This window comes from Variovorax sp. GW531-E2 (genome assembly GCF_059423125.1).
The window spans coordinates 1-25,940 of record NZ_JBWKXQ010000082.1 but is presented as its reverse complement, the minus strand read 5'-3'; the positions used below and the strand labels follow the sequence as shown (position 1 = coordinate 25,940).

Here is a 25,940-nt window from a genome sequence, read left to right as displayed (position 1 = left end):
CCACCACCCCCGCCGTGCCCGCCCTGCGTCGGCGCGAGATCCTCGGCGCCGGCCTGACGGCGGCGCTGCTGCCCCTGTCCGCGCGCGCCCAGGCCTTTCCGGCCCGCCCGGTCACGCTGGTGGTGCCGTTCCCGGCCGGCGGTTCGGTCGACCTGATCGCGCGGCTGTACGCCGAGCCGCTGTCGAAGGCGTTGGGCACGCCGGTGGTCATCGACAACCGCGCCGGCGCCGGCGGCTCCATCGCCAGCGCCCAGGTGGCGCGCGCCAAGCCCGACGGCTACACGCTTGTGGTGTCGTCGCAGAGCTCGCACCTGGCCAACCCGCTGACGCAGGCCAACCCGGGCTACGACCCGATCAAGGATTTCCTGTCGATCAGCCAGCTCGCGCGCTCCATCAACGTGCTGCTGGTGAACCCGGCCGTGCCCGCCAAGACCTTCAAGGAGTTCGTGGCGCTGGTGAAGTCGCGCCCGGGCGAACTCAACTTCTGCAGCGCCGGGCCGGGCAGCATGGGCCAGCTCAACGTGGAGCTGATGAAGTCGCAGCTGCAGCTCAACGCCACGCACGTGCCCTACCGCGGCGGCGGCCCGCTGGTGACCGCGCTGATCTCGAACGAAGTGCAGTTCGGCCTGGACAACCTCGCGCCCTTCCTGCCGCACATCCAGGCCGGCAAGCTGCGCGCGCTGGCCGTGGCCTCGCCCACGCGCGTCGCGGCGCTGCCCGACGTGCCGACCTTCACCGAACTGGGCTATCCGGTGCTGAACACCACCTCGTGGATCGGCCTGGCCGCGCCCGCGAAGACGCCGCCCGAGGTCATCGCCGCGCTGCACAAGGCGGTGCGCACGGTGGCCGAGCAGCCGACGATGGTCGAGGCACTGCTGGCGCGCGGCTCGCTCGCGCCCGAGGCGCAGTCGCCCGCGCAGTTCACGGCCATGATGTCGGAGCGGCTCGCGCTGTACGGCGAGATGGTCAAGCGCGCCGGCATCCGCGGCGAGTGAACGGGTGGCCGGTTCCATGACGCAGACACTGCCGACCTTCGCACCCGACACCGCACCGCTGGAGGTGCTGCCGCGCGACCTCTCGGCCTACCGCCAGGGCAACACCGGCATCGACTACGTGCACCGCTTCGCGTCCGGCAAGCCGGGCCCGCACGTGCTCGTCAACGCGCTCACGCACGGCAACGAGATCTGCGGCATGGTCGCGGCCACGCACCTGCTCGACACCGGCGTGCGCCCGAAGATCGGCACGCTCACCGTGAGCTTCGCGAACGTCGAGGCCTACGAGGCCTTCGACATCGACCGGCCCTACGAGAACCGCCAGCTGGTGCACAACCTGAACCGCATCTGGTCGCCTGAGCTGCTCGACGGCACCGAACACAGCCCCGAGCTGCGCCGCGCGCGCGAGCTGCGGCCCGTGCTCGACGCGGCCGACTACGTGCTGGACATCCATTCCACGCGCGCCCCCGTGCAGCCCTTCTGGGTCTACCCGGAGTTCGAGCGCAATGCAGGCCTGGCGCAGGCCGTCGGCGGCCCGGCGGTGCACCTCGTGATGCCCGTGGGCGCCGCGCCCGGCACGGGCGTCACGGCCTACGGCCGCCACGGCGAGCCGGGCATCGACGGCGGCGCGGTGGTGGTCGAGTGCGGCCAGCATTTCGCGCAGTCGGCGGCCGACCTGGCCACCGACGTGTCGCTGCGCTTTTTGGCGCACCTCGGGCTCGTCGACCCGGTGCCGCGCGTGCCGGTGGCCGCGCGCCGCTTCCGGCTGCTCGAGGTCCACATGGTCACGTCGGACGACTTCGCCTTCGTGCGGCCCGTGCTCGGCTTCGAGACCTTCGACCAGGGTGAGCTGATCGCGGTGCAGGCTGGGCGCGAGATCCGCTCGCCCTGCGACGGCTGCACGATCTTCATGCCGACCCGCGCACCAGTGATCGGCCGCGAGGGCGTGTACCTGACCGTGCCGGTCTGACCTGGGGCCTCAGGACGCCTTCGCGTCGCCCGCTGGTTCGTCTTCGCCGAGCCGGTCCCAGTCCTGGCCCGAGCGCAGCTTGCGCTCCTCGCGCTCGCGCGCCATCTGTTCCTCGAACTGCTGGCGGCCCGCCTTGTTGGCGGCGATCAGCTTGGCGCGGTCCTTGTAGTGCGGGTAGATCTCGTCGCTGAGCTTGAGGTTTCGCTGGCGGAAGCGCATCGAGGCCTCGCGCGCCTCGGCCGCCGGCCAGCCCAGCGCCTCCAGCGCCGAGCGCGCGCTGCGCAGCGACGACTCGAACACCTCGCGCTCGATGTCCTGCACACCGCGGTCGCGCAGCTGGAACAGGTGGGTCACGTTGCGTGCGCGCGCAATGATGCGCGCCTGCGGAAAGTTCTCGCGCACCAGGTCGACGATGTCCAGCGACTGCTCGATGTCGTCCACCGCCACCACGATGGCGCGCGCCGTGCCGGCGCCCGCGGTGCGCAGCAGGTCCAGCCGCGTGGCGTCGCCGTAGAACACCCGGAAGCCGAACTGGCGCAGGCCCTCGACGGTGTCGGCGTCGTGGTCGAGCACCGTCACGCGCAGGCCCTGCGACATCAGCAGGCGCCCGACGATCTGGCCGTAGCGCCCGAAGCCGCAGATCAGCACCTTGGCGTCCTGCTGTTCCGAGATTTCCTCCAGCTGCGGACCGCCCGCGTGGCTGTAGCGCGGCAGCACGAACTTGTCGAGCAGCACCAGCAGCAGCGGCGACAGCAGCATCGACAGCGCCACCGCGCCGATCAGCAGCGAGGTGGTCTGCGGCGGCAGCACGTCGGGCCCGGCGGCCTGGAACACCACGAAGGCGAACTCGCCGCCCTGCGCCAGCAGCAGCGTGAACACGGGCCGCTCCTGGTAGGCCAGGCCCATGGCCTTGGCCAGCGCGTAGATCACCCCCAGCTTGATGACCAGGAAGCTCACCACCAGCAAGGCCATGACCCCCGGGTTCGCCAGCAGCACGCCGAAGTTGATCGACATGCCCACCGCGATGAAGAACAGCCCGAGCAGCAGGCCCTTGAAGGGCTCGATGTCGGTCTCGAGCTCGCGCCGGTATTCGCTTTCGGCCAGCAGCACGCCGGCAAGGAAGGCGCCCAGCGCCATCGACAGGCCGACGAACTGCATCAGCGCCGCGATGGCCACCACCAGCAGCAGCGCGGCGGCGGTGAAGATCTCGGGCGTGTCGCTGCGCGCGATCCAGCGCAGGATGGGGCGCAGCAGCAGCCGGCCGCCGAGGATGATGCCGGCGATCACGCCGACGATCTTCAGCGCCTCGAGCGCGCGGTCCAGACCGCTCACGGCCTGCTCGGCCGCCGTGGCGCCGGCCAGCAGCGGCAGCAGCGCAAGGATCGGGATCGCCGCCACGTCCTGGAACAGCAGGATCGAGAAGCCGGCCTGGCCGCTGGGCGTCTTCAGCAGGTTGCGTTCGCCGAACACCTGCAGCGCGATCGCGGTGGACGACAGCGCCAGCCCGAGGGCGGCCACCAGTGCCACGCGCCATGGCGCGCCCACGGCCCAGCCGACGGCGAACAGCACCGCCGCGCAGCTGAGCACCTGCGCCGAGCCCCAGCCGAAGATCGGGCGGCGCAGGCTCCACAGGCGCTTGGGCTCGAGTTCGAGGCCCACGAGGAAGAGCATCAGCACCACGCCGAACTCGGCGAAATGCAGCACGTCTTCCACGCTGGACACGAGGCCCAGGCCCCAGGGGCCGATGGCGATACCGGCCACGAGGTAGCCGATGATCGATCCCAGGCCCAGGGCCTTGGACAGCGGCACCACCAGCACGGCGGCGCTCAGGTAGATCAGGCTGCTGGTCAGCCAGGCGGGTGCGTGTTCCATGCTCAGGTCGCCTTGTGGGTGCTGTTGCTGCCGTTGGCGACGGCCAGGCCGTGCGTCATCGCGCTGTGGAACGCGCCGGCCATCACCTGGCCCACGTCGTCGGATTCCGCGGGGCGGTCGGTCTCGGGCACCGGGCAGGCGATGCAGGCATCGAGCTCGTCCATCTCGGGCCACACCGGGTAGCTTTCCAGGCGCTGCACGAACACCTCGACGTGCGCGGCCACCTCGGCCTCGCTGGCGCGGCGCGCGCCGTGCAGCAGCAGCGGCGGCAGGAAGCGCATGCCGCACAGCGCGGCGGTCTGCTCGTAAGGCGGCAGGAAGGCGTCGAAGAAGTAGCGGTTGTAGCTTTGCGGGTGATAGCTCGGCTCGGGGCCGCCGGTGGTGGCGACCAGCCAGCAGTCCTTGCCCTGTAGGGCCGTGCCGCCCGGGCCGTAGGCCCAGCCGTAGCCCAGCACGTCGTCGACCCAGAGCTTCTGCAGCGGCGGCATCGAGTACCACTGGATCGGGTGCAGCAGCACCACCAGGTCCGCGCGCGCCAGCCGCTCGCGTTCGGCCTCGACGTCGATGGCGAAATCGGGGTAACTGCCGTACAGGTCGTTCACGTCGGCGCCCGGCACGCGCTGCGCGGCGGCGAACAGCCGGCGGTTCACGCGCGAATCGCGCCAGTGGGGGTGGGCCGCCAGCACATAGATGCTGCTGGCGGGGTTCTCCGCGGATGTTGTTGTCGTCATGTGGCGAACATAACGCAGACGGCCCGCCGTCGCCGACGCGCAACCCGGGGCGACTACCATCCAGCCCTGTTCCCGTTCTGGAGGAGATCCTCATGCCGGTGGTTCTGGTCGCCAATCCCAAGGGAGGCGTGGGCAAGTCGACGATTGCAACGAACATTGCGGGCTACTTCGCGAGCCGCGGCCATGCCGTGATGCTCGGCGACGTGGACCGCCAGCAGTCCTCGCGGCTGTGGCTCGGCCTGCGCCCGCCGCAGGCCCGCCCCATCGCCACCTGGGAAGCCACCGGCGACAGCACCGTGGTGCGCCCGCCGCGCGGTACCACCCACGCGGTGCTCGACACGCCGGCCGGCCTGCACGGCTGGCGCTTCAAGGAAGTGCTGGCGCTGGCCGACCGCGTGATCGTGCCGCTGCAGCCGAGCATCTTCGACATCTACGCCACGCGCGATTTCCTCGACCGCCTGCTGGAAAGCCGCCGCGCCGAGAAGACCCGCATCGGCCTGGTCGGCATGCGCGTGAACGCCCGCACGCTGGCGGCCGACCGGCTGCACGAGTTCATCGCCGGCCTGGGCGTGCCCGTGTTGGGCGAGCTGCGCGACACGCAGAACTACGTGCAGCTGGCCGCGCGCGGGCTCACGCTGTTCGACATCGCGCCGGGGCGCGTGCAGCGCGACCTGGACCAGTGGGCGCCGATCTGCGAATGGCTCGACGCCTGAACTGATCCCGGATTTCCCCGATTCCCGGTTGTCGCAAGTCCGACAGCCAGCCTTGTGCCCTTGGCACCAGAATGCCCCGCATGACCAAAAAGACATTCCAGACCCTTCAGGATCTTGCCGCCTGCGTCGGCCAGGAGGTCGCCGTGAGCGACTGGATCAGCGTGACGCAGCAGCAGGTCAACCAGTTCGCCGAGGCGACGGGCGACCACCAGTGGATCCACGTCGATGTGGAGCGGGCCAAGTCCGGCCCCTTCGGCGCGCCGATCGCGCACGGGTTTCTCACCTTGTCGCTGCTGCCGAAGTTCTTCGAGACGGCGATCGACGTGGTCGAGTCGCGCATGGGCGTGAACTACGGCCTGAACCGCGTGCGCTTCATGTCGCCGGTGCCCGTGGGCCAGCGCCTGCGCGCCCGCATGAAGCTGCTGAGTGCTGAGCCGATTCCCAACAACGGCCTGCAGATGACCTGGGAAACCACCATCGAACTCGAAGGCGCCGCCAAGCCGGCGTGCGTCGCCGAGTCGGTGGTGCGCCGTTTTCCCTGAGCGGTTTTTCTTCTTTTTCTCTTTACATCCGGCGGTCGGTGACTTCGCCGTAGGCGGCGGCGCCCTGCCGGGTGATGCCGACGGCGCTCGCGCGCACCGCCGCCCGGTCGACGTTGCCCGCGGTCGGGCGGGCCACGCCGGTGCCGCCGTTGCTGATCTGCAGCGGCTGCAGGGCTTGCTGCTGGACCTGGGCACGCGTCAGCGAGGACTGGAAGGGCGCGGGCGGCAGCGGGTTCTGCTCGCCCTGGAAGGCATGGGCGCCGCCGGCGAAGGCGAGGGCGGCGATCGTGATCAGGCGCAGGGTGGTGGTGTGCATGGCGGGACTCCTTGGCATTCGGCGTTGAGGGGACGGATGCCGGTGCGAATCACCGGCATGCCTTCCCATACGCCGCCCGGCGCCGAACGGATGTGCCCCTGCCGCGTGAAGGGCCGTCAGGCGAAACCGTTTTGCCGCCAGGCCTCGAACACCGTGACCGCCACCGCGTTCGACAGATTCAGGCTGCGCTGGCCGGCACGCATCGGCAATCGCAGGCGCTGCGCCTCGGCGAAGCCATCGCGGATTGGCGGCGGCAGTCCGGCGGTTTCCGAGCCGAACACCAGCCAGTCGCCGGGCTGGAAACGCACGTCGTGCACCGGGCGGGAGCCGCGTGTGGTCAGCGCGAACATGCGCTCGGTGGGCGGTTGCTGCGTGGCCAGCAGCGCGGCCCAGTCGGCGTGGCGCTTGACCTCGGCGTACTCGTGGTAGTCGAGCCCGGCGCGGCGCAGCAGGCGGTCGTCCATCGAAAAGCCGAGCGGCTCCACCAGGTGCAGCGTGCAGCCGGTGTTGGCCGCGAGCCGGATCACGTTGCCGGTGTTCGGCGGAATTTCGGGGTGGACCAGGACGATATGGAACATGCGCCGATTGTCGCGGGCGCCGCCGGTGGCTTCAGCGCGGCGGGTCGGTCCGCGCCAGCACCACGCCGGTGATGTGCGCCGCGCCTGCCAGGCGCAAGGTGGCGGCCGCGGCGAACAGCGAGGCGCCGCTGGTCATCACGTCGTCCACCAGCACTACGCGCCGCCCCCGCAGGCCGTCGGCGCGCAGCGGCTCCACGGCGAAGGCGCCGCGCAGGTTGCGCAGCCGGTCGGCGCGCGGCAGGCCGCTCTGCGCGGGCGTGTCGCGCGTGCGCAGCAGCAGGGTGGCGTCGGTCTTGGCCGGTGCCAGCCGGCGCGCGAGCTCGTGCGCCTGGTTGAAGCCGCGCTCGCCCAGTCGGCCGGGCGCCAGCGGCATCGGCAGCACGAGGTCGCACTGTTCCAGCGCCGGCTCCACCCACGGCGCGCTGCGCAGCAGGGTGGCCAGCGGGCCGGCCCAGCCCGCCTCGCCGCGAAACTTGAACTGGGCGATGCAGTCGGGCCACGGCCAGGCGTAGGTGCAGGCGGCGAGGCAGGCGTCGAGCGGCGGCGGGTGCCTGATGCACTCGCCGCAACGCGCCACGCCCTCGGGCATCGGCAGCGCGCAGCCCCCGCAGCGCGGGGTCGGCGGCGCGAAGCGGGCCACGCAGGCGTCGCACACGCGCTGTGCGGGCCAGGCGCGGCAGACCTCGCACTGGCTGGGCAGCCGCGCGAGCAGCGAGGTGAAAGGCCTCAGGGCCCGGCGGTTGTACATGCCTCAATATACTCACGGCCCCATGGCCACCGACCCCGCAAGAAGACCGCCGACCATCGATCCCACGGCGGCCGACCGCTGGCGCCGGCTCGCGCCCGCCGAGGGCTCGCCCTGGCTGCACGAGGAAATCGGCCGCCGGATGGAAGACCGGCTGCAATGGATCAAGGCCCAGCCCCGCACCTGGGCCGACTGGTCGCCGCTGCGCGGCGGCCTCGAAGCGCACGCGCTGCTGGCCCGCCGCTACCGCGACGCCGAAGCCTTCGTCATCGAATCCGAACCCGCATTGGCCGACCGGACCGGCGAGGCGCTGACCGCCCCCTGGTGGAGCGCGCGCCGCTGGCAGGGCGGCAAGGCCCGCTTCGACGCGCCGCCCGAAGACGGCGTCGACCTGCTCTGGGCCAACATGTCGCTGCACATGGCGGCCGATCCCGAGGCGCTGATCGCGCAGTGGCACCGGCTGGTCGCGACCAACGGCTTCCTGATGTTCTCCTGCCTGGGCCCGGACACCGTGCGCGAGCTGCGCGCCCTGCACGCCCGGCTCGGCTGGCCCGCCGCCGGCCATGAATACACCGACATGCACGACTGGGGCGACATGCTCGTGCATGCCGGCTTCGCCGAGCCGGTGATGGACATGGAGCGCATCGTGCTCACCTGGGCCACCCCCGAGGCCGCCCTGGCCGAGCTGCGCACCTTGGGGCGCAACCTGCATCCGGCGCGCTTTCCCGCACTGCGCGGCAAGGCCTGGCACCGCGCGCTCAAGCAGGCCCTGCCCGAACTGGCGCCGGCCGCGGAAGGCGAGGGCCGCATCGCGCTGACCTTCGAGGTCATCTACGGCCACGCCTTCAAGCCGACGCCGCGCGTCGCGCTGTCGCCCGAGAGTGCGGTCTCGCTGCGCGAGATGCGATCGATGCTCCAGCGCGGCCGCCCTGGCGCCTGAGCGACCCGGCAGCCCTCATTCGGTGCGCGGGGCCCGCGCTCTACCCGCTACAATCCGCCGTTGCGTGAAACTCGCGGGTATTGTCCCGTGATCGAGGGGTGTCGGATCCTGTTTGTACGAGGGGTTTGGCCACCATCGACGCACCGATTTGCTGAACTCGCCCGTGTCGAATTCCGTGTTTCGTTTTGCCACCGTCTCAGGCCAGAACATCCACTGGTTCCTGAAACGCAATTGCTCGGTGACGCCGAGCCAGCTGGGCTGGCTCTACGCCTCGCTGTGCGTGGTATCTCTGGGAACGGGCATGGTGTTCTGGCTGCACGGTGCGCCGCTGGTATTGCCATTCGCCTGGCTCGAACTGGCCGCGGTGGGCTTTGCGTTCATGATGTACGCGCGGCATGCCACCGATGGCGAACGGATCGCGCTGCAGGGCGGACGCCTCGTCGTGGAGCTCGAGAACGGTGGGCACTACGAACGCACGGAATTTCTTCCGCACCAGGTGCGGATCGAACCGCAGACCGGCGATCGTTCGCTGATCGAGGTCTCGGGGCAAGGTCGATCGGTCAGGGTGGGGCGCTATGTACGCCCGGAGTTGCGAGCCGCACTGGCGCGCGAGATTCGCATGGCGTTGCGTGGCGCCTGAGGGGGCTCGCGCGGTGCTGCACGGTTGGGTTTTCGAAAAATTGAAGAAACGTGAACACGATGAAGAGCATTTGGCGCAATAAGTACAGGCCGGCGAATCTGTTGCTGGCGGCCGGCGCGGCGTTCAGCAACGCGGCGCACGCAGTCAACGATCTGCCCGGCGGCCCCGCGGTGCGCCAGCTGAATCTTCCGGTCGGCGTGACCAAGATCGCGCAGGAGCAGCATCTGCTCCACACGATCATGATGATCATCTGCACGGTCATCTTCGTCGCCGTGTTCGCGGTGATGTTCTATTCCATCTGGAAGCACCGCAAGTCGGTGGGCCACAAGGCCGCGAACTTCCATGAATCGGTGGTGGTCGAGGTCATCTGGACCATCGTGCCCTTCCTCATCGTGATCGTGATGGCGCTGCCCGCCACCAAGGTGCTCGTGGCCCAGAAGGACACCACGAACGCCGACCTCACGATCAAGACCACGGGCTACCAGTGGAAGTGGGGCTACGACTACCTGAACGGCGAAGGCGAGGGCCTGGCCTTCATCTCCACGCTGGACAGCTCGCAGCGTGCCATGTCCGACGCCGGTGCCAAGGGCGCCATGCCCGACGACTACCTGCTCAAGGTCGACAACCCGATGGTCGTGCCGGTGCAGAAGAAGGTCCGCATCATCACCACCGCGAACGACGTGATCCACGCCTTCGCCGTGCCGCAGCTGGGCCTCAAGCAGGACGCCATTCCCGGCTTCGTGCGCGACACCTGGTTCCGCGCCGAGACCGTGGGCGACTACTACGGCCAGTGCCAGGAACTGTGCGGCAAGGAACACGCCTACATGCCGATCCACGTGAAGGTGCTGTCGGCTGCCGATTACACCGCCTGGGTCGCCACCAAGCGCAAGGAAGCCGCCGCCAAGCTCGACGACCCGACCAAGGTCTGGACGCTGCCCGACATGCTGGCACGCGGCGAGAAGGTCTACGCCGCCAACTGCGCGGCCTGCCACCAGGCCAACGGCAAGGGCGCAGGCCCGATCAAGCCGCTCGACGGCGCAGCCAAGGTGACCGATTCCGACCACAAGGTGCAGCTGCTGGTGCTGCTCAACGGCCAGAACAACGGTGCCATGCCTGCCTGGAAGCAGCTGAGCGACACCGACCTCGCGGCCGTGGCCACGTACACCAAGAACAGCTGGTCGAACAAGACGGGCCAGCTGGTGCAACCGGCCGAAGTGCTGGCCCTGCGCGGCAAGTGATCCGACGGCGCCCCGCGAAGAAGAAATTGCAAGGAACAACGACATGAGCGCAGTCCTCGACCCCCACGGTCACGCCCCCGGCGGCCACGCACACGACGACCATCACGATCACCACGCGCCCACCGGCTGGCGCCGCTGGGTGTTCGCGACCAACCACAAGGACATCGGCACGCTCTACCTGCTGTTCAGCTTCACGATGCTGATGATCGGCGGCGTGCTCGCCCTGCTGATCCGCGCCGAGCTGTTCCAGCCCGGCCTGCAGATGGTGAACCCCGAGCTGTTCAACCAGTTCACCACCATGCACGGCCTGATCATGGTGTTCGGCGCCATCATGCCGGCCTTCGTGGGCTTCGCGAACTGGATGATCCCGCTGCAGATCGGCGCATCCGACATGGCGTTCGCGCGCATGAACAACTTCAGCTTCTGGCTGCTGATCCCGGCGGCCATCATGCTGGCCGGTTCGTTCTTCATGCCCGGCGGCGCGCCCGCAGCCGGCTGGACGCTGTACGCCCCGCTCACGCTGCAGATGGGCCCCTCGATGGACGCCGGCATCTTCGCGATGCACATCATGGGCGCCTCGTCGATCATGGGCTCGATCAACATCATCGTCACCATCCTGAACATGCGCGCCCCCGGCATGACGCTGATGAAGATGCCGATGTTCTGCTGGACCTGGCTCATCACCGCCTACCTGCTGATCGCCGTGATGCCCGTGCTCGCAGGCGCCATCACGATGACGCTGACCGACCGCCACTTCGGCACCAGCTTCTTCAACCCCGCCGGCGGCGGCGACCCGGTGATGTACCAGCACATCTTCTGGTTCTTCGGCCACCCCGAGGTCTACATCATGATCTTGCCGGCTTTCGGCATCATCAGCCAGGTGGTCCCGGCCTTCGCCCGCAAGAAGCTCTTCGGCTACGCCTCGATGGTGTACGCCACCTCGTCGATCGCCATCCTGTCGTTCATCGTGTGGGCCCACCACATGTTCACGACCGGCATGCCGCTCACGGGCCAGCTGTTCTTCATGTACGCGACCATGCTGATCGCCGTGCCCACGGCCGTGAAGATCTTCAACTGGATCGCCACCATGTGGCAGGGCTCGATGACCTTCGAGACGCCCATGCTGTTCGCGGTCGGCTTCATCTTCGTGTTCACGATGGGCGGCTTCACCGGCCTGATCCTCGCGGTCGCGCCGATCGACACGCAGCTGCAGGACACGTACTACGTGGTGGCGCACTTCCACTACGTGCTGGTGGCCGGCTCGCTGTTCGCCATGTTCTCGGGCTTCTACTACTGGGCGCCCAAGTGGACCGGCGTGATGTACAACGAAACGCGCGGCAAGGTTCACTTCTGGTGGTCGCTGATCTCGTTCAACGTCACCTTCTTCCCGATGCACTTCCTGGGTCTGGCCGGCATGCCGCGTCGCTATGCCGACTACCCCATGCAGTTCGCCGACTTCAACGCCATCGCCTCGGTGGGTGCGTTCTTCTTCGGCTTCGCGCAGGTCTACTTCTTCCTGTTCATCGTGCTGCCTTCGATGCGCGGCAAGGGTGAAGCAGCGGCCCAGAAGCCCTGGGAAGCGGCCGAAGGCCTCGAGTGGGAAGTGCCGTCGCCGGCCCCGTTCCACACCTTCGAGAACCCGCCCAAGCTCGACGTGACCGCCACCAAGGTGATCGGCTGATCACCCGCGCACGCTGCACAAGCACCACGACCGCACGACGATGACGACGCCTGAACAAAGAAAGAACAACCGACGCATGGGGCTCACGCTGGCCTCCATCGCGGTGATCTTCTTCATCGGCTTCATCGTCCGCATGGTCTGGTTCAGCGGTCGCTGACCGCGCCGCATCGCACCCCCCGAACGGAAGCAACAGCATGAGCCTCGGTCAACGCATTCGCCGCGCCAATGTCCGCATGGTCGGCAAGCTGGCCGTCGTGACCTGCGGCATGTTCGCCTTCGGCTATGCGCTGGTGCCGATGTATCGCGCCATCTGCGAGATGACCGGCATCAACATCCTCGCGCTCTCCGAGCTCCAGGTGCCAGGCGGCGCCAGCGGCGCCAAGAACGTGCGCGTGCCGGACAACACGCAGGTCGACATGACCCGCACGATCAAGGTCGAGTTCGACTCCAACGTGCGTGGTGGCCTGTGGGACTTCAAGCCGGCCGAGCGCTTCATCGAAGTGCACCCGGGCCAGCTGAACACGGTGATGTACGAGTTCCAGAACACGCAGAACCGCCGCATGGCCGCGCAGGCCATCCCCAGCTACGCACCGCAGCAGGCGGCGGCGCACTTCAACAAGCTCGAGTGCTTCTGCTTCAACCAGTACACGCTCGATGCGGGCGAGAAGAAGCAGTGGCCGGTCGCTTTCGTGATCGATCCGAAGATCTCGAAGGACGTCAAGACCATCACGCTGTCATACACCTTCTTCGAGGTGGGCGGCAAGACGCCTCCGGCCCCGGTGGCCGCCGTTTCGCATGTTGTCGCCGATGAGCCGCGCTCGTGACCTCGCCGTTGCCGCCCGAAGCCCCGCGCCGCAAGCCCACGCTGTGGGACACGATGAAGGCGGTGGGCTGGTCGTTCTTCGGGGTGCGCCGCAACAGCGCCTACAAGGAAGACCTGGGCAAGCTCAATCCGCTGCACGTCATCGTGGTGGCGTTTGCCGCAGTGATCGTCTTCGTGGTCGGGCTGGTGCTGCTGGTGCGGCATGTGGTCGCGGCCGCCTGAGCGCTGCCTGCTGAGCCAAAGACAAAAAACCACGATCTCCAGAATCATTGAATCGAGAGAAGAAAGAAAGCCAGGAGCTGATATGAGTTCAACCACCCACGGCACCACGCCCTACTACTTCGTGCCCGGACCCTCGGCCTACCCGGTCGTGTCCGCGATCGGCTTGTTCTTCGTGATCCTCGGCGCGGGGCAATGGATCAACAGCCACCAGTGGGGCGCCTGGTCGCTGCTGCTGGGCATGGTGATCTGGCTCGGCACGCTCTTCGTGTGGTTCCGCGCCGCCGTCGGCGAGAGCGAGAGCGGCCAGTACGGCCACAAGATCGATCTCTCGTACCGCTGGAGCATGAGCTGGTTCATCTTCTCGGAAGTGATGTTCTTCGGCGCCTTCTTCACGGCGCTGTGGTGGGCCCGCACCCACGCGCTGCCGACGCTCGGCAGCCTGGACAACGCGATCCTCTGGCCCGACTTCAAGGCCGTGTGGCCCAGCGTCGCCGCCGGCGTGACCGGTTCGCCGGCCGGCATCATCGAGCCCTTCCAGACCGTCGGCCCGTTCTGGCTGCCGACCATCAACACCGCGCTGCTGCTGAGCTCGGGCGTGACGCTGACCATTGCCCACCACGCGCTGCGCGCCGACCACCGCGCACAGTGCATCCGTTTCATGTGGCTCACCGTGCTGCTGGGCGTGATTTTCCTGGGCGTGCAGGGCTACGAGTACTTCCACCTGTACACCGAACTGAACCTCAAGCTCAGCTCGGGCACCTACGGCTCGACCTTCTTCATGCTGACCGGCTTCCACGGCCTGCACGTGTTCATCGGCATGCTGATGCTGCTGTTCATCACGCTGCGCCTGCAGAAGGGCCACTTCACCGCCGAGCGTCACTTCGGCTTCGAAGGCGCCGCCTGGTACTGGCACTTCGTGGACGTGGTCTGGCTGGGTCTCTACGTGCTGGTCTATTGGCTTTGAGCGAGAAACCTCACGGCATTCCAGAAAAAAGGCGCCGTAAGGCGCCTTTTTCATGGTTCTCGTGGAACGAGCACCATCTGTTACTTCCCGAGCGGGAGCCCGGTGGGCTGGATGTAGCCGAGTTTCCAGGCCAGCAGCATGCACAGGAACAAAAAGACCGACAGGCCGATCCGAAAGGTGAGGGCGCGGGCCATGCCGCCGCGCTTGTTCTGCCCGTCGCGACCGTCCTTCAGCATGAAGTAGAGCGCGAAAGCGAGGCTCGCGAAGATGCCCAGAAAGATCAGGGCGACGAAATATTTCATGACCCGCATTATCGGCCGCACGCCCCGTCCGCTCCAGTGACCCCCGAGCCTCTCGTTTCCTCTGCCACGCCGCGCCGCCGCGCGGGCCGGGGCCGTTTCCTGGTCGTGACGCTGGCGGCCGTGTTGGCGCTGGCCGCCACCGTGTCGCTGGGCCGCTGGCAGCTGTCGCGCGCCGCGCAGAAAGAGGCGCTGCAGGCCCGCATCGACGCGCAGAAGCTGAAAGCCCCGCTGTCGCAGGCCGAGTTCCTGGCGCTGGGCGAAGCCGCCGGCGAGATGCACCGACCGGTGCGCCTGCGCGGCCTGTGGCTCACGGCGCAGACGGTCTACCTGGACAACCGCCAGATGCACGGCACGCCGGGCTTCTACGTGCTGACGCCGTTCGCACTCGAAGGCAGCGAGCAGGCCGTGATGGTCCAGCGCGGCTGGGTGCAGCGCAATTTCGTCGACCGCACGCAGCTCGGCGTGGTCGAGACGCCGCCGGGCATCGTCGAACTCACGGCGCTGATCGAGCCGCCGCCGAGCCATCTGTTCGAACTCGGCGCGAAGGCTGCGGCCGCACCGGCGTCCGCGGCATCGGCCGCCGCGCCGGCCCCTTCGGCTGCCGGCGCCAGCGCTCCGGCACCGGGCATTCAGGGGTCTTCCCCCATCCGGCAAAATCTCGACCTGGAGGCATTCCGCGGCGAGACCCAGCTGCCGCTGCGCACCGACGTGTCGCTGCAGCAGAGCGGGCCGGCGTCCGAGGGCCTGCAGCGCGACTGGCCGGCCCCGGCGTTGGGCCTGGAGAGGCACTACGGTTACGCATTCCAGTGGTTCGGCCTGTCGGCCCTCGTTGTCATCCTCTATGTCTGGTTCCAATTCATCTCCCCCTTCCGGCGCGCGCGGCGCCGCGCACGCGATGGCCGCGGCCTCTGACGAGCCGCTGGGCCTGACCGTGCACTCGATGCCGTCGCCGGGCCAGGCACTGGACGAGGCCGAGAACCGCCGCACCGTCCACGGGCGCTGGAAGATGATCGCCGTGCTGCTGATGTGCGCGGCGCCCGTCATCGCCTCCTACTTCACCTACTACGTGATCCGCCCCGAGGGCCGCAGCGTGTACGGCGAGCTGATCGATCCGCAACGCGAGATGCCCCGCCTCACGGCAACCGACCGCAGCGGCGCGCCGGTCGAGCTGGCCACGCTCAAGGGCCAGTGGCTGCTGGTGGCGGTGGCCGACGCCGCCTGCGACGCGCTGTGCGAGCAGCAGCTGTACCTGCAGCGCCAGCTGCGCGAGAGCCTGGGCCGCGAAAAAGACCGCCTGGACCGCGTCTGGCTCGTGAGCGATGCGGCGCCCGTGCCCGAGCGCCTGACCAACGGCCTGCACGGCGCGACCGTGCTGCGCGTGCCGGCCGACCAACTCGCCCGCTGGCTCGCGCCCGTGCAAGGGCACGCGCTGTCCGAGCACCTCTACGTGGTCGATCCGATGGGCAACTGGATGATGCGTTTCCCGGCCCGCATGGACGCCGCCGGCGCGAGCCGCGCCAAGCGCGACATCGACCGCCTGCTGCGCGCCTCGTCGTCGTGGGACGAAGCGGGCCGCTGAGCCCGCGCGAACCACCACCGCCTCATGGACACGAGCTCCCTCTACGACCTCACGCCGATCGCCTGGATGATGGGCGCCGGCGTGCTGCTCGCGCTCGGACCGCTGGTCTGGGTGTGGCGCCGCAACGCCGGCTCCGGCCCCGCGCGGCGGCTGCATGCGCTGACCGTGCTCACGCTGTTCCTCACCTTCGACCTCACGCTGTTCGGCGCCTTCACGCGGCTCACCGATTCGGGTCTGGGCTGCCCCGACTGGCCCGGCTGCTACGGCAACGCCAGCCCGGCCGGCGCACGCCACGAGATCGCCATGGCGCAGGCGGCCCAGCCGACCGGCCCGGTGACGCACAGCAAGGCCTGGATCGAGATGGTCCACCGCTACCTCGCGACCGGCGTCGGGGTGCTGATCCTCACGCTGGCCGGCGCCACCTGGATCGTGCGCCGCCGCCAGCGGCGCCAGCCCGCGCCACCGGTCGACAGCGCGCACCACCACGTCGTGCTGAGCGCCTGGTGGCCGGCGGCCACGCTGGTCTGGGTCTGCCTGCAGGGCGCCTTCGGCGCCATGACCGTCACCTGGAAGCTGTTTCCCGCCATCGTCACGATGCACCTGATGGGCGCCATCGTGCTGCTCGCGCTGCTGTGCATCCAGGCCGTGCGCTACCGCCAAGTGGCGGCGCAGCGCCTGCCCACGGCCGTGTCGCCGGCCCTGCGCAACGGGCTGATCGCCACGGCGGTGCTGCTGGTGCTCCAGATCGCCCTGGGCGGCTGGGTCAGCACCAACTACGCGGTGCTGGCCTGCACGCAGTTCCCGACCTGCCAGGACAGCTGGTGGCCGTCGATGAACTTTGCGCAGGGCTTCGAGATCTGGCGCCACCTCGGCGTGACCGGCGAGGGCCAGCCGCTCGATTTTTCCGCCCTCACCGCCATCCACTACGCGCACCGCCTCATGGCGTATGCCGTGTTCGTGGCGCTCGGCCTGCTGGCCTGGCGCCTGCGCCGCTTCGAAGCGCTGCGTTCGCAGGCGCACTGGCTGGCTGGCCTGGCGCTGCTGCAGCTGGCCACGGGCCTGGGCAACGTGCTGCTCGGCTGGCCGCTGGCCGCCGCCGTGCTCCACACGGGCGGCGCCGCGGCGCTGGCCGTGGTCCTGACCTGGGCGCTGTGCGAGAGCCGGCGCGAAAGTGCCGCCGCTGCATCGATTCCGCGCGCCGTCGACAATGCGCGCGGCACCCCCCAACCGAAGAAAGCCACCGCGTGAGCACCCCGATTCCTGTTCAGCACGCCAGCACCGCCAACGTGCTGCGCCAGTTCTACGCGCTCACCAAGCCGCGCGTGGTGCAGCTGATCGTGTTCTGCGCGCTCATCGGCATGGTGCTGGCCGTGCCCGGCCTGCCGTCGTGGGCCGACGTGCAGCGCGGCGTGCTGGCTTGCATCGGCATCTGGCTGGTGGCTGGCGCCGCCGCCGCATTCAACTGCCTGGTCGAGAAGGGCATCGACGCCAAGATGAAGCGCACCGCCTGGCGCCCCACGGCGCGCGGGCAGCTCAGCGACATGCAGGCGCTGGTGTTCTCGGCGCTGCTGTGCGCGGCCGGCTCAGCGCTGCTGTGGTTCACGGTCAACCCGCTCACCATGTGGCTCACCTTCGCCACCTTCGTCGGCTACGCGGTGATCTACACCGTCATCCTGAAGCCGCTGACGCCGCAGAACATCGTGATTGGCGGCGCCTCGGGCGCCATGCCGCCGGTGCTGGGCTGGGCCGCCATGACGGGCGACGTCGGCCCCGAGGCGCTGATCCTGTTCCTGATCATCTTCCTGTGGACCCCGCCGCACTTCTGGGCGCTGGCGCTGTACCGCGTCGAGGACTACCGCAAGGCCGGCCTGCCGATGCTGCCCGTGACGCACGGCAACGAGTTCACGCGGCTGCAGGTGCTGCTGTACACCTTCATCCTGTTCGCGGCCTGCCTGATGCCCTTCATCTACGGCATGAGCGGCTGGCTCTACCTCGTGGTCGCCATCGGCGTGAGCATCGGCTTCACCGGCTATGCCTTCGCGCTGTGGCGCAACTACTCCGACACGCTGGCGCGCAAGACCTTCCGGTTTTCGCTCATCCACCTGAGCGTGCTGTTCGCGGCGCTGCTCGTCGACCATTACCTCCGCTGACCGGACCTCACCTGCCCATGAACAAGCGCAATGCCCTGAAATCGATCGCCGCCACGGCCGGCTGGGTGGCCGCCTCGGCCACGCTGGGCCTGGGCCTTTCGGCCTGCAGCGAGCAGCCGAAGCAGAGCTTCCAGGCGGTCGACATCACGGGCGCCGACTACGCCAAAGACTTCTCGCTCACCGACGCCGATGGCAAGGTGCGCACGCTGGCCGACTTCAAGGGCAAGGCGGTCGTGCTGTTCTTCGGCTACGTGCAGTGCCCCGACGTCTGCCCGACCACCATGACCGAGATGGCGCAGGTCAAGCAGCAGCTGGGCGCGGACGGCAGCAAGCTGCAGGTGCTGTTCGTCACTGTCGATCCGGCGCGCGACACGTCCGAGGTGCTCAAGGCCTACATGGGCGCGTTCGATCCGAGCTTCGTGGCGCTCATTCCCACGCCCGAGCAGCTGGCCGCCGTCGCGAAGGACTTCAAGGTCTACTACAAGAAGGTCGACGGCAAGACGCCGACCAGCTACGCCATGGACCACTCGGCCGCCAGCTACATCTACGACCCGCAGGGCCGCCTGCGGCTCTACGCGCGCTACGGCGCGGGCGTGCCGGCGATGGTGTCGGACCTGAAGACGCTGCTTGCGTCCTGAGCCGGGCGCCCGGGGCATGGACGCCGCATCGGTCGCGCACCTGAAGTCGCGCAAGGGCGCGTTCCGCATCGCACTCATTCCGCCCGAGGTGCTGGGCGCGCTGAACGGCGGGCTGCTCGAGACCGTCAACCTCAACGAATTCCTCGCGCTCGAACTGCCGCTGCTCGCGCGCAGCGTGGCGGGCCATGTCGGCCTCGACGCGGCGCACGAACGGCTGGACGACACGCTCGCCATGCTGGCCGCCTTCAAGCCCATGCAGCGCCACAGCCACATCGCGCGGGCGCTGTACGACATGACGGCCGAACACGCCGAGCGCGATGCCGTGGCGCACCGGCTGGCCACGCACACGAGCGACGTGGCGCGCTGCTGGGCGGTGCAGTGGATCACGCTGTCGGGCCTGCCGCTGGCGGCCCAGCTCGACGCCGTGCGCCGCTTTGCCGCCGACCCGCATTTCGGCGTGCGCGAGTTCGCCTGGATGGCGGTGCGCGACAGCGTCATCGATTCGCTCGACGAGGCGCTGGCGCTGCTGCAGCCCTGGGTGGCCGATGCCGATCCGAACGTGCGCCGCTTCGCCAGCGAGCTCACGCGCCCGCGCGGCGTGTGGTGCGCGCAGATCGAGACGCTGAAGGCCGAGCCCTGGCTGGCGCTGCCGCTGCTGGAGCCGCTGCGCGCCGACGCGCATCGCTACGTGCAGAACTCGGTCGCCAACTGGCTCAACGACGCGAGCAAGACGCAGCCCGAGTGGGTCGAGACGCTGTGCACGCGCTGGGTGGCCGAGTCGCCGGTTGCCGAGACCCGCTACATCGCGAAGCGGGCGCTGCGCACGCTGACCAAGTCGACGCCCTGAAGCGTCCCCGAACGAAAAAAAGCCCGGCACTGCCGGGCTTTTTCGTGGAGGAGGGCGGTTGCGACGCTTACGCGTACTCGGCCAGCGCCTTCTTCATCTTCTTCATCGCCGCCACTTCGATCTGGCGGATGCGCTCGGCGCTCACGCCGTACACCGCGGCCAGGTCGTGCAGCGTCATGCCGCCCGAGCCGTCGTCGTTCACCTTGAGCCAGCGCTCTTCGACGATGCGGCGGCTGCGGTCGTCCAGCGCCTCCAGGGCGGTGGCGATGCCGTCGCTCGACAGGCGGTCGCGCTGCTGCGATTCGAGCAAAGCGGTCGGTTCCTGCGTGGCGTCGGCCAGGTAGGCGATGGGGCCGAAGCCTTCGTCGCCGTCATCGGACGGACCCGGATCGAGCAGCACGTCGCCGCCCGACAGGCGGGTTTCCATCTCGAGCACTTCCTCGGGCTTCACGTTCAGGCGCGTGGCCATCTGCGAGACCTCGTCGGGGCTCAGCGTCTCGCGGTGCGTGCCGTTGTCGGCCGCGGCCGAGTCGGCCTTGAAACCCTGCTTCATCGAGCGCAGATTGAAGAACAGCTTGCGCTGGGCCTTGGTCGTCGCGACCTTGACCATGCGCCAGTTCTTCAGGATGTACTCGTGGATCTCGGCCTTGATCCAGTGCATGGCGTAGCTCACCAGCCGCACGCCCTGGTCGGGGTCGAAACGCTTCACGGCCTTCATGAGACCGACGTTGCCTTCCTGGATCAGGTCGCCGTGCGGCAGCCCGTAGCCCAGGTACTGGCGGGAAATCGAGACGACCAGGCGCAGGTGCGACAGGATCAGCGCACCGGCGGCTTCGAGGTCGTTCTGGTCGCGCAACTTGCGTGCGAAGCCCTGCTCTTCTTCGAGCGTGAGCAGCGGCAGGCGGTTGGCGGCCGAAATGTAGGCATCCAGGTTGCCCAGCGGGGGGACCATCGACCAGGGGTTGGCGACGGCCAGCTGGTTGGCAGAGACTCCAGACAGCGTTGTCATCAGGGGAAACTCCTTTGTGGCGGTCATATTAGCACTCGGTTAGAGGGAGTGCTAAGCCAAGGGTTCCCTTGGGTTTCTATCGTTGCGATAGCTTTTGTCGCGATTTGTTGGATATTTGTATGCCGTTTGGCGTTTTTCAAGTCCTGGACGCCTGCCCCAGCAGCCAGTCCTGGAACGCCAGGATGCGCGGGTCCTGGGCGCTGCCTTCCGGGTAGACCAGGTGGTAGGCGTAGCCCGCCGCCATGGGCACGCCGATGTCGAACAGCCGCACCAGCCGGCCCTGGGCGAGGTCGGCGCCGATCATGTCCAGGTCGGCCAGTCCGACCATGCCGCTCTCGGTGACGGCGCGCACCACGTCGCTCGAGTCGGCGAAGCCGATGCAGCGGCTGTCGTCGAAGCCCTCGATGCCCGCCGCGGCCATCCACATCGGCCAGTTCGGCCAGACCATGCCGTCGGTCTTCCAGTCGACGTAGCACAGCGTGTGCTGGAACAGGTCGCGCGGTGTTGCCAGCGGGGGGCCGCTGGCCAGCAGCCTGGGGCTGCAGACCGGCACGATGACGGTGTCGAACAGCCGCTGCGCGCGCGTGCCAGGGTCTTGCCCGTTGCCGAAGCGGATCGCCACGTCGATGTCGTCGGCGTCGAAATCCCGCAGCGCATCGGAAATATCGAAACCCAGTTCCAACCCTGGGTTCGCAGCCCGGAACTGCGGCAGCCGGGGCAGCAGCCAGTTGGTCGCGAAACGGGCGCTGGTCGACAGCCGCAGCGTCGCTGCCCCGCGCGCCATGCGCCGGGCGCGGCCGGCGGCGCGGCGCAGGGTGTCGAGCGCGTCGGCGGTGGCCTCGAACCACACGGCGCCGGCCGGCGTGAGGCGGATGCTGCGGCTGGTGCGCGTGAACAGCACCACGCCGAGCTGCTCCTCGATCTCCTTGATCTGGTGGCTCACGGCCGCCGGCGTCAGTCCGACTTCTTCGGCAGCCCGCGTGAAGTTCAGGTGCCGCCCGGCGGCCTCGAAGGTGCGCAGGGCGCGGGTGCCGGGGAGCAGTCTGGGGTGCATCGATCTTCAAATAGTTTTTGATGATTTTCCAAAAACTATTCGTTTCTCCTGGGAAAGTCAACGCGGGATAGTTCAGGAACTTGATGATCCATCCCCTCCAGGAGCAACGAAACCATGTCCGCCAGCGTCCCTTCCTCTTCCACTTTCGTCGTGCAACGCAGCGGCCAACCCGCACCCGCCGAGGCCCTGGCGTCGCTGGCCTTCGCCGGCCACGCCCATTTCACCGCCATGCAGGTCCGCGGCGGCCGGGTGCGGGGCCTCGACCTCCATCTGGCACGGCTGCGCTTCGCCTCGCAGACCCTGTTCGGCCAGGCGCTGCCCGACGACACGGTGCGCGCCCACCTGCGGGCCGCGCTCGCGGCCGGCCCGGCGGACCTGTCGCTGACGGCCACCGTCTACTCCCCGGCCGGCGAGTTCACCGCGGTCGACGCGGTGCCCGAGGTGCTGATCCGCACCGGCCCACCTTCCAACGGCCCCGCCGGCCCGCTGACCCTGGCCGCGATCGAACACGAGCGCTTCCTGCCGGCCGTGAAGCACGTCGGCGAAGGCGCCAAGACCCAACTGCTGCGCCAGGCCGTCGCGCAGGGTTTCGGCGACGCGGCCTTTCTCGACCGGCACGGCCGGCTCGGCGAGGCGTCGATCTGGAACCTGGCCTTCTGGGACGGCCAGGCGGTGGTGTGGCCCGAAGCCGACGTCCTGGCCGGCACCACGATGGGCATCGTGCGCCGGCAGCTCGAACGCCTCGGTGTCCCGCAGCGCAGCCAGGTGCTGCGGATGGCCGACCTGCCCGCGCTGGCCGGCGCCGTGGTCATGAACTCGTGGACACCGGGCGTGGCGGTGCACCGCATCGGCGACGTGGTGTTGCCGCCAGCGCCGGCTTTCGTGGAACTGTTGCACCGGGCCTATGAGTCCGAGGCGCTCGTGTCGCCCTGAAGGAAGCCTCTCGCGCGCGGACGCTGCGCGCCAGATCACCCGCCGACTACCAGCGGATGCCGAGCTTGACGAACAGCTTCGACAGCACAAACAGCGGACCGACCCAGAGGTACTGGATGTCCTCGAAGAACGAAGGCTTCTTGCCTTCCATCTTGTGGCCGACGAACTGGAAGATCCACGCCACCACGAAGATCGCCGCCGACACCGGCGCCACCGCGGTGCCCATCGCATGCACCGCCACCAGCGCCAGCACCGTGAGCGCCAGCATCGTGACGAGGAAGGCCGGCGAGCGCAGCAGGGCGTAGTACACGAGGCTGGCCGCCACGAAGGCGTAGGCCACCCACGGATGGATCGCGAACAGCAACCCGACGATGCTCAGCATGATCGCGGGAATGGCCACGAAGTGGATCAGCTCGTTGGTCGGATGGCGGTGGCTCTCCTCGTAGTGGGCGAGCAGGCGGTCGACCTTGCGCTCGCTGGTGGCGAGCGGGGCGGCGGCGGTGTGGGTCATGGCAGGTCTCCGGGGCGCCGTGCGTTGCGGCAAGACGTCCATGGTGCCCACGGCGCCGCGCCGTGGCAAGTGGCGCCAGCCCGGGTCAGGGCGCCATGACTTAGGGCACTGTCGCGCGGGGCTTGCGCCGCTAAGATCAAATCCGTGGCCTCTTTCGACTCCCCCTCCGCACCCCCGCCGCCCCTCACCGACACCGGTGTGCCTGCCGGCGTGTCCGGCGCGATCCTGGTGGTGGACGACCACGACCTGCTGCGCCTGGGCGTGAGTGCGCTGGTGCAGGCCCAGGCCGCCACCTCGGGCGCGCGCATCTCGGTGTTCGAGGCCGGCAACATCGCCGACGCGCTCGCGCTCTACGCGGCGCATGAGGTCGCCATCGGCCTCGTGCTGCTCGACCTCGCGCTGCCCGACACGCACGGGCTCAGCGGCCTGGCCGAGTTCCGGCTGCGCTTTCCGGCGGCGCGCGTCGTGGTGCTCTCGGGCACCGCCAACAGCACGCTGGCGCAGGGCGCGCTCGCGCTCGGTGCCAGCGCCTTCCTGCCCAAGTCCGCCGACCTGAAGGAGATGGTGGGCTTCATCCGCGCCTGCGGCCTGTTCGAGGCCGACGGCACGCCGCAGCAGCCGCTGCCGCCCGCGTCGCTGCCCAAGTCGCTGTCGGGGTACGCGGAGTTCGCGCACGCCAGCGCCTGGCAGGAGCTCACGCCGCGCCAGATGCAGGTGCTGCAGTGGGTGCTCGAAGGCAAGGCGAACAAGGAGATCGCGCAACTGGCCAACCTGAGCGAGGGCACGGTGAAGAACCATGTCTCGACCATCCTGCTGCTGTTCGGCATGCGCTCGCGCGCCCAGCTGATCAGCATGCTGCGTTGAGCGGCGCCACGCTGGCGGGCCGCGGCGACGCCGCCGCCGGCCAGCTGCTGGGCCAGCGCGTGCTGCGCGAGCACGTCGGCTCGGTCTACGACACCTACGGCATTTCCACGCTGACCCACCTGGGCTTCGTGATCGTGTTCGGCTGCATCATCTATTCGCAGCTCAGCGATGCGCGCCTGCTGTTCTGGATGGCGGCGCTGGTGGCGGTCGACATCTACGTCTTCTTCACGCCGCGCTGGACGCCCGACAAGCCGGCCTCCGAGAGCCCGTACTGGGCGCGCAAGATCTCGCGCATGGTCACGCTGGTGAGCATGATCACGGCGGTGGTGCCCTGGTTCATCGTGCCGCACGAGAACCTGCCCATGACCTCGCTGCTGATGGCCGTGATCGTCGGCAGCTGCGCGCGCGCCGCGCAGTCGCTGTGGCCGCTCAAGCCCGCGCTGTTCGGCTACACGCTGCCCATGTCGCTGGGCATGATCATCGCGCTGGCCTGGCAGGGCGACGGCCTGCACCTGTTCCTGGCCGCGGCCGGCTCGGCCTACCTGATGCTCACGCTGCACGCCGGCGTGCGCCAGCACCGGCTGCTGACCGACTCGCTCATGCTGCGCTTCGAGAACGAAGCGCTGGCCGCGCGCCTGGGCGAACAGATCGCCGCCACCGAGCGCGCCAGCGAAGAAAAGACCCGCTTCCTCGGCGCCGCCAGCCACGACCTGCGCCAGCCGCTGCACGCCATCGCGCTGTTCGGCGCCGCGCTCGAGAACGAACTGCGCGGCCGCCCCGAGAGCCGCAACGCCGAACGCCTGATGCGCGCCGTGAACGCGCTGGGCGCCTCGCTCGACACCATGCTCGATGTGTCCCGGCTCGACGCGGGCGTCATCACGCCTTCGCCGCAGCCGGTGGAGCTCGATGCGCTGTTCCTGCCGCTCAACCACACCTTCTCGGCGCAGGCCGAGCAGAAGGAGCTGCAGCTGCGCGTGCGCGCCAGCGGCCTGTGGGTGCGCAGCGATCCGCAGCTGCTGCACCGCATGCTGTCCAACCTGATGGACAACGCCCTCAAGTACACCGTGCAGGGCGGCGTGACCGTGACGGCGCGCGACCGTGGCGACACGGTGTGGATCGAGGTGCGCGACACCGGCATCGGCATTGCGCCCGAGCAGTCGCACCGCATCTTCGAAGAGTTCTATCAAATCGATAACCCGGGCCGCGACCGCGCGCGCGGGCTGGGCATCGGCCTGTCGATCGTGCGTCGCCTGTCGCGCCTGCTGGGCCATCCGGTGCAGATGCATTCGCGCCCGGGCCGCGGCACGCACTTCCGTGTCGTGTTGCCGACCGTGCCGCCGCAGGTCAGTGCGCTCGTGGGACCGTTCCCGGCCGGCAGCGCCGAACTGTCCGTGCGCCGCCGCGCCGCCACGCTGCCCGGTCGCGTGCTGCTGATGGACGACGAACTCGAAATCCGCGAGGCAATGACCGGCCTGCTGCGCTCCCACGCGATCGATGCGCACGCCGTCGCCGACGAAGCCGCCGCGGCCGATGCACTGCACCAGGCCCGCGCCGAGGGTCGGCCCTTCGGCCTGCTGATGTGCGACTACCGCCTGGTCGACGGTGTCGACGGCCTGGACGCCGGCCTGCGCCTGAGCCGGCATGCCGGCGCCGAACTGCCGCTGCTGCTCATCACCGGCGAGACCTCGCCCGACCGCCTGCAGCGCGTGCGCGAGTCGGGCGTGCCCGTGCTGTTCAAGCCCGTGGCGCCCGATGCGCTGCTACAGGCCATGGCAGGGCTCGCAGCGGCGCCGTAGCGTCCCGCACACAGCCTGCGGTCGAAAGTGAATACGTTGTAGTTCATTGCGTGCCGATCGATCCGGATGGGCACACATGCAATGACTTTTGGCACTGCCGGGAACATCGGCCCCGTCGTAATTTCGGGTTTCCACGGCGTCGACGGACAGCGGTCCGCGTTGCCCCCGAACAAGAATCGACCAGGGAGTGACCATGAATTTCAAACCTGCTGCAGTGGCCGCCGCGACGGCCGCGCTGCTGGCCCTGACGGCGTGCGGAGGTGGAGGCAGCGGCGGTGGTGGTGGTGGTG

Annotated in this window: 30 protein-coding genes; 21 read left to right on the top strand and 9 right to left on the bottom strand. The window is 68.9% G+C overall.

The window, feature by feature from the left end:
• The first annotated feature begins 14 nt into the window (after positions 1-14).
• On the top strand, positions 15-995 hold the full coding sequence (locus AC07XP_RS29840) for a Bug family tripartite tricarboxylate transporter substrate binding protein (RefSeq protein WP_495266698.1): 981 nt from the start codon (positions 15-17) through the stop codon (positions 993-995).
• A 16-nt stretch (positions 996-1,011) separates the two neighbouring features.
• Positions 1,012-1,962, top strand: a complete 951-nt coding sequence (locus tag AC07XP_RS29835) for a M14 family metallopeptidase (RefSeq protein ID WP_159275423.1) — start codon at positions 1,012-1,014, stop codon at positions 1,960-1,962.
• A gap of 9 nt (positions 1,963-1,971) precedes the next feature.
• Here the strand turns inward: AC07XP_RS29835 and kefC are convergent, their stop codons facing one another.
• Entirely contained in the window at positions 1,972-3,834 is a 1,863-nt protein-coding gene (kefC, locus tag AC07XP_RS29830) for a glutathione-regulated potassium-efflux system protein KefC (protein WP_495266697.1), read from the bottom strand.
• 2 nt (positions 3,835-3,836) lie between these two features.
• On the bottom strand, positions 3,837-4,565 hold the full coding sequence (kefF, locus tag AC07XP_RS29825) for a glutathione-regulated potassium-efflux system oxidoreductase KefF (protein ID WP_495266696.1): 729 nt from the start codon (positions 4,563-4,565) through the stop codon (positions 3,837-3,839).
• 92 nt (positions 4,566-4,657) lie between these two features.
• Here kefF and AC07XP_RS29820 point away from each other — a divergent pair, with 92 nt between their 5' ends.
• Both AC07XP_RS29820 and AC07XP_RS29815 read left to right on the top strand, forming a co-directional pair.
• A complete protein-coding gene (locus AC07XP_RS29820; protein WP_070061962.1) occupies positions 4,658-5,278 on the top strand; it encodes a nucleotide-binding protein in 621 nt (206 codons plus the stop codon).
• A 71-nt stretch (positions 5,279-5,349) separates the two neighbouring features.
• Positions 5,350-5,820 (top strand): MaoC family dehydratase, encoded by a 471-nt coding sequence (locus AC07XP_RS29815; protein ID WP_062479484.1) that lies wholly within the window; start codon positions 5,350-5,352, stop codon positions 5,818-5,820.
• A 22-nt stretch (positions 5,821-5,842) separates the two neighbouring features.
• On the opposite strand, the gene AC07XP_RS29810 is transcribed toward AC07XP_RS29815, so the two are convergent.
• The 3 genes from AC07XP_RS29810 to AC07XP_RS29800 all read right to left on the bottom strand — a co-directional run bounded on the left by AC07XP_RS29810 (position 5,843) and on the right by AC07XP_RS29800 (position 7,462).
• Positions 5,843-6,136, bottom strand: coding sequence for a DUF4148 domain-containing protein (locus AC07XP_RS29810; protein ID WP_495266695.1), 294 nt, complete (start codon positions 6,134-6,136; stop codon positions 5,843-5,845).
• Between the two features lie 116 nt (positions 6,137-6,252).
• Positions 6,253-6,714 (bottom strand): tRNA (uridine(34)/cytosine(34)/5-carboxymethylaminomethyluridine(34)-2'-O)-methyltransferase TrmL, encoded by a 462-nt coding sequence (gene trmL / locus AC07XP_RS29805; protein ID WP_495266694.1) that lies wholly within the window; start codon positions 6,712-6,714, stop codon positions 6,253-6,255.
• 31 nt (positions 6,715-6,745) lie between these two features.
• Positions 6,746-7,462, bottom strand: coding sequence for a ComF family protein (locus tag AC07XP_RS29800; RefSeq protein ID WP_492697546.1), 717 nt, complete (start codon positions 7,460-7,462; stop codon positions 6,746-6,748).
• 22 nt (positions 7,463-7,484) lie between these two features.
• Between AC07XP_RS29800 and AC07XP_RS29795 the strand changes: the two genes are divergently transcribed.
• The 8 genes from AC07XP_RS29795 (at position 7,485) to AC07XP_RS29760 (ending at position 13,967) form a co-directional block, all read left to right on the top strand.
• The gene (locus AC07XP_RS29795; protein WP_307589381.1) at positions 7,485-8,399 is read left to right on the top strand and encodes a class I SAM-dependent methyltransferase; all 915 of its coding nucleotides are present in this window, start codon (positions 7,485-7,487) and stop codon (positions 8,397-8,399) included.
• Positions 8,400-8,562: 163 nt separating this feature from the next.
• Positions 8,563-9,039: a DUF2244 domain-containing protein gene (locus tag AC07XP_RS29790; RefSeq protein WP_056578078.1), complete on the top strand. Its 477-nt coding sequence runs from the start codon at positions 8,563-8,565 to the stop codon at positions 9,037-9,039.
• A 59-nt stretch (positions 9,040-9,098) separates the two neighbouring features.
• On the top strand, positions 9,099-10,277 hold the full coding sequence (coxB, locus tag AC07XP_RS29785; protein ID WP_062481354.1) for a cytochrome c oxidase subunit II: 1,179 nt from the start codon (positions 9,099-9,101) through the stop codon (positions 10,275-10,277).
• A 43-nt stretch (positions 10,278-10,320) separates the two neighbouring features.
• Positions 10,321-11,958 (top strand): cytochrome c oxidase subunit I, encoded by a 1,638-nt coding sequence (gene ctaD, locus AC07XP_RS29780; protein ID WP_062481356.1) that lies wholly within the window; start codon positions 10,321-10,323, stop codon positions 11,956-11,958.
• Positions 11,959-11,998: 40 nt separating this feature from the next.
• Positions 11,999-12,115 (top strand): cytochrome oxidase small assembly protein, encoded by a 117-nt coding sequence (locus AC07XP_RS29775; RefSeq protein WP_217493469.1) that lies wholly within the window; start codon positions 11,999-12,001, stop codon positions 12,113-12,115.
• Positions 12,116-12,152: 37 nt separating this feature from the next.
• Positions 12,153-12,782 (top strand): cytochrome c oxidase assembly protein, encoded by a 630-nt coding sequence (locus AC07XP_RS29770; RefSeq protein ID WP_095950886.1) that lies wholly within the window; start codon positions 12,153-12,155, stop codon positions 12,780-12,782.
• 53 nt (positions 12,783-12,835) lie between these two features.
• Positions 12,836-13,003, top strand: coding sequence for a DUF2970 domain-containing protein (locus AC07XP_RS29765; protein ID WP_082818316.1), 168 nt, complete (start codon positions 12,836-12,838; stop codon positions 13,001-13,003).
• Between the two features lie 82 nt (positions 13,004-13,085).
• Entirely contained in the window at positions 13,086-13,967 is an 882-nt protein-coding gene (locus tag AC07XP_RS29760; RefSeq protein WP_062481365.1) for a cytochrome c oxidase subunit 3, read from the top strand.
• A gap of 80 nt (positions 13,968-14,047) precedes the next feature.
• Here the strand turns inward: AC07XP_RS29760 and AC07XP_RS29755 are convergent, their stop codons facing one another.
• A complete protein-coding gene (locus AC07XP_RS29755; RefSeq protein ID WP_062481367.1) occupies positions 14,048-14,278 on the bottom strand; it encodes a twin transmembrane helix small protein in 231 nt (76 codons plus the stop codon).
• Positions 14,279-14,305: 27 nt separating this feature from the next.
• Between AC07XP_RS29755 and AC07XP_RS29750 the strand changes: the two genes are divergently transcribed.
• From AC07XP_RS29750 to AC07XP_RS29725, 6 genes are read left to right on the top strand one after another with little or no spacing between them, the layout of a single operon-like run.
• Positions 14,306-15,181 (top strand): SURF1 family protein, encoded by an 876-nt coding sequence (locus tag AC07XP_RS29750; RefSeq protein WP_495266693.1) that lies wholly within the window; start codon positions 14,306-14,308, stop codon positions 15,179-15,181.
• Positions 15,165-15,848: a redox-active disulfide-containing membrane protein gene (locus AC07XP_RS29745; protein WP_062481371.1), complete on the top strand. Its 684-nt coding sequence runs from the start codon at positions 15,165-15,167 to the stop codon at positions 15,846-15,848. Before AC07XP_RS29750 ends, AC07XP_RS29745 begins: the two co-directional genes overlap by 17 nt.
• A 24-nt stretch (positions 15,849-15,872) precedes the next feature.
• Positions 15,873-17,096: a COX15/CtaA family protein gene (locus AC07XP_RS29740; RefSeq protein ID WP_495266692.1), complete on the top strand. Its 1,224-nt coding sequence runs from the start codon at positions 15,873-15,875 to the stop codon at positions 17,094-17,096.
• Positions 17,093-17,998, top strand: a complete 906-nt coding sequence (gene cyoE, locus AC07XP_RS29735; RefSeq protein WP_159272988.1) for a heme o synthase — start codon at positions 17,093-17,095, stop codon at positions 17,996-17,998. The genes AC07XP_RS29740 and cyoE overlap by 4 nt, the downstream gene beginning before the upstream one ends.
• Positions 17,999-18,015: 17 nt before the next feature.
• Positions 18,016-18,636: an SCO family protein gene (locus AC07XP_RS29730; protein ID WP_447746932.1), complete on the top strand. Its 621-nt coding sequence runs from the start codon at positions 18,016-18,018 to the stop codon at positions 18,634-18,636.
• Positions 18,637-18,652: 16 nt separating this feature from the next.
• Positions 18,653-19,483 carry a DNA alkylation repair protein gene (locus AC07XP_RS29725; protein ID WP_495266691.1) on the top strand — a complete coding sequence of 277 codons (831 nt, stop codon included), beginning with the start codon at positions 18,653-18,655 and terminating at the stop codon, positions 19,481-19,483.
• A 67-nt stretch (positions 19,484-19,550) separates the two neighbouring features.
• Here the strand turns inward: AC07XP_RS29725 and rpoH are convergent, their stop codons facing one another.
• Both rpoH and AC07XP_RS29715 read right to left on the bottom strand, forming a co-directional pair.
• Positions 19,551-20,492 carry an RNA polymerase sigma factor RpoH gene (rpoH, locus tag AC07XP_RS29720; RefSeq protein ID WP_056577975.1) on the bottom strand — a complete coding sequence of 314 codons (942 nt, stop codon included), beginning with the start codon at positions 20,490-20,492 and terminating at the stop codon, positions 19,551-19,553.
• A 136-nt stretch (positions 20,493-20,628) separates the two neighbouring features.
• Positions 20,629-21,546: a LysR substrate-binding domain-containing protein gene (locus tag AC07XP_RS29715; protein ID WP_495266690.1), complete on the bottom strand. Its 918-nt coding sequence runs from the start codon at positions 21,544-21,546 to the stop codon at positions 20,629-20,631.
• Positions 21,547-21,660: 114 nt separating this feature from the next.
• On the opposite strand from AC07XP_RS29715, the gene AC07XP_RS29710 reads away from it, so the two are divergent.
• Positions 21,661-22,479 (top strand): aminotransferase class IV family protein, encoded by an 819-nt coding sequence (locus AC07XP_RS29710; protein ID WP_495266689.1) that lies wholly within the window; start codon positions 21,661-21,663, stop codon positions 22,477-22,479.
• A gap of 46 nt (positions 22,480-22,525) precedes the next feature.
• Here the strand turns inward: AC07XP_RS29710 and AC07XP_RS29705 are convergent, their stop codons facing one another.
• A complete protein-coding gene (locus AC07XP_RS29705) occupies positions 22,526-22,990 on the bottom strand; it encodes an Mpo1 family 2-hydroxy fatty acid dioxygenase (protein ID WP_095746687.1) in 465 nt (154 codons plus the stop codon).
• A gap of 144 nt (positions 22,991-23,134) precedes the next feature.
• Between AC07XP_RS29705 and AC07XP_RS29700 the strand changes: the two genes are divergently transcribed.
• Entirely contained in the window at positions 23,135-23,854 is a 720-nt protein-coding gene (locus AC07XP_RS29700; RefSeq protein WP_495266688.1) for a response regulator transcription factor, read from the top strand.
• Entirely contained in the window at positions 23,851-25,650 is a 1,800-nt protein-coding gene (locus tag AC07XP_RS29695; protein ID WP_495266687.1) for a hybrid sensor histidine kinase/response regulator, read from the top strand. Before AC07XP_RS29700 ends, AC07XP_RS29695 begins: the two co-directional genes overlap by 4 nt.
• Positions 25,651-25,940 lie beyond the last annotated feature (290 nt).

Excerpts from the sequence above, each read along its gene's own strand:
- AC07XP_RS29835 (WP_159275423.1), top strand. The coding sequence starts at position 1,012 with ATGACGCAGACACTGCCGACCTTCGCACCCGACACCGCACCGCTGGAG.
- kefC (WP_495266697.1), bottom strand. The coding sequence starts at position 3,834 with ATGGAACACGCACCCGCCTGGCTGACCAGCAGCCTGATCTACCTGAGC.
- kefF (WP_495266696.1), bottom strand. The coding sequence starts at position 4,565 with ATGACGACAACAACATCCGCGGAGAACCCCGCCAGCAGCATCTATGTG.
- AC07XP_RS29820 (WP_070061962.1), top strand. The coding sequence starts at position 4,658 with ATGCCGGTGGTTCTGGTCGCCAATCCCAAGGGAGGCGTGGGCAAGTCG.
- AC07XP_RS29815 (WP_062479484.1), top strand. The coding sequence starts at position 5,350 with ATGCCCCGCATGACCAAAAAGACATTCCAGACCCTTCAGGATCTTGCC.
- AC07XP_RS29810 (WP_495266695.1), bottom strand. The coding sequence starts at position 6,136 with ATGCACACCACCACCCTGCGCCTGATCACGATCGCCGCCCTCGCCTTC.
- trmL (WP_495266694.1), bottom strand. The coding sequence starts at position 6,714 with ATGTTCCATATCGTCCTGGTCCACCCCGAAATTCCGCCGAACACCGGC.
- AC07XP_RS29800 (WP_492697546.1), bottom strand. The coding sequence starts at position 7,462 with ATGTACAACCGCCGGGCCCTGAGGCCTTTCACCTCGCTGCTCGCGCGG.
- AC07XP_RS29795 (WP_307589381.1), top strand. The coding sequence starts at position 7,485 with ATGGCCACCGACCCCGCAAGAAGACCGCCGACCATCGATCCCACGGCG.
- coxB (WP_062481354.1), top strand. The coding sequence starts at position 9,099 with ATGAAGAGCATTTGGCGCAATAAGTACAGGCCGGCGAATCTGTTGCTG.
- ctaD (WP_062481356.1), top strand. The coding sequence starts at position 10,321 with ATGAGCGCAGTCCTCGACCCCCACGGTCACGCCCCCGGCGGCCACGCA.
- AC07XP_RS29775 (WP_217493469.1), top strand. The coding sequence starts at position 11,999 with ATGACGACGCCTGAACAAAGAAAGAACAACCGACGCATGGGGCTCACG.
- AC07XP_RS29770 (WP_095950886.1), top strand. The coding sequence starts at position 12,153 with ATGAGCCTCGGTCAACGCATTCGCCGCGCCAATGTCCGCATGGTCGGC.
- AC07XP_RS29765 (WP_082818316.1), top strand. The coding sequence starts at position 12,836 with ATGAAGGCGGTGGGCTGGTCGTTCTTCGGGGTGCGCCGCAACAGCGCC.
- AC07XP_RS29760 (WP_062481365.1), top strand. The coding sequence starts at position 13,086 with ATGAGTTCAACCACCCACGGCACCACGCCCTACTACTTCGTGCCCGGA.
- AC07XP_RS29755 (WP_062481367.1), bottom strand. The coding sequence starts at position 14,278 with ATGCGGGTCATGAAATATTTCGTCGCCCTGATCTTTCTGGGCATCTTC.
- AC07XP_RS29745 (WP_062481371.1), top strand. The coding sequence starts at position 15,165 with ATGGCCGCGGCCTCTGACGAGCCGCTGGGCCTGACCGTGCACTCGATG.
- AC07XP_RS29740 (WP_495266692.1), top strand. The coding sequence starts at position 15,873 with ATGGACACGAGCTCCCTCTACGACCTCACGCCGATCGCCTGGATGATG.
- AC07XP_RS29730 (WP_447746932.1), top strand. The coding sequence starts at position 18,016 with ATGAACAAGCGCAATGCCCTGAAATCGATCGCCGCCACGGCCGGCTGG.
- AC07XP_RS29725 (WP_495266691.1), top strand. The coding sequence starts at position 18,653 with ATGGACGCCGCATCGGTCGCGCACCTGAAGTCGCGCAAGGGCGCGTTC.
- rpoH (WP_056577975.1), bottom strand. The coding sequence starts at position 20,492 with ATGACAACGCTGTCTGGAGTCTCTGCCAACCAGCTGGCCGTCGCCAAC.
- AC07XP_RS29715 (WP_495266690.1), bottom strand. The coding sequence starts at position 21,546 with ATGCACCCCAGACTGCTCCCCGGCACCCGCGCCCTGCGCACCTTCGAG.
- AC07XP_RS29710 (WP_495266689.1), top strand. The coding sequence starts at position 21,661 with ATGTCCGCCAGCGTCCCTTCCTCTTCCACTTTCGTCGTGCAACGCAGC.
- AC07XP_RS29705 (WP_095746687.1), bottom strand. The coding sequence starts at position 22,990 with ATGACCCACACCGCCGCCGCCCCGCTCGCCACCAGCGAGCGCAAGGTC.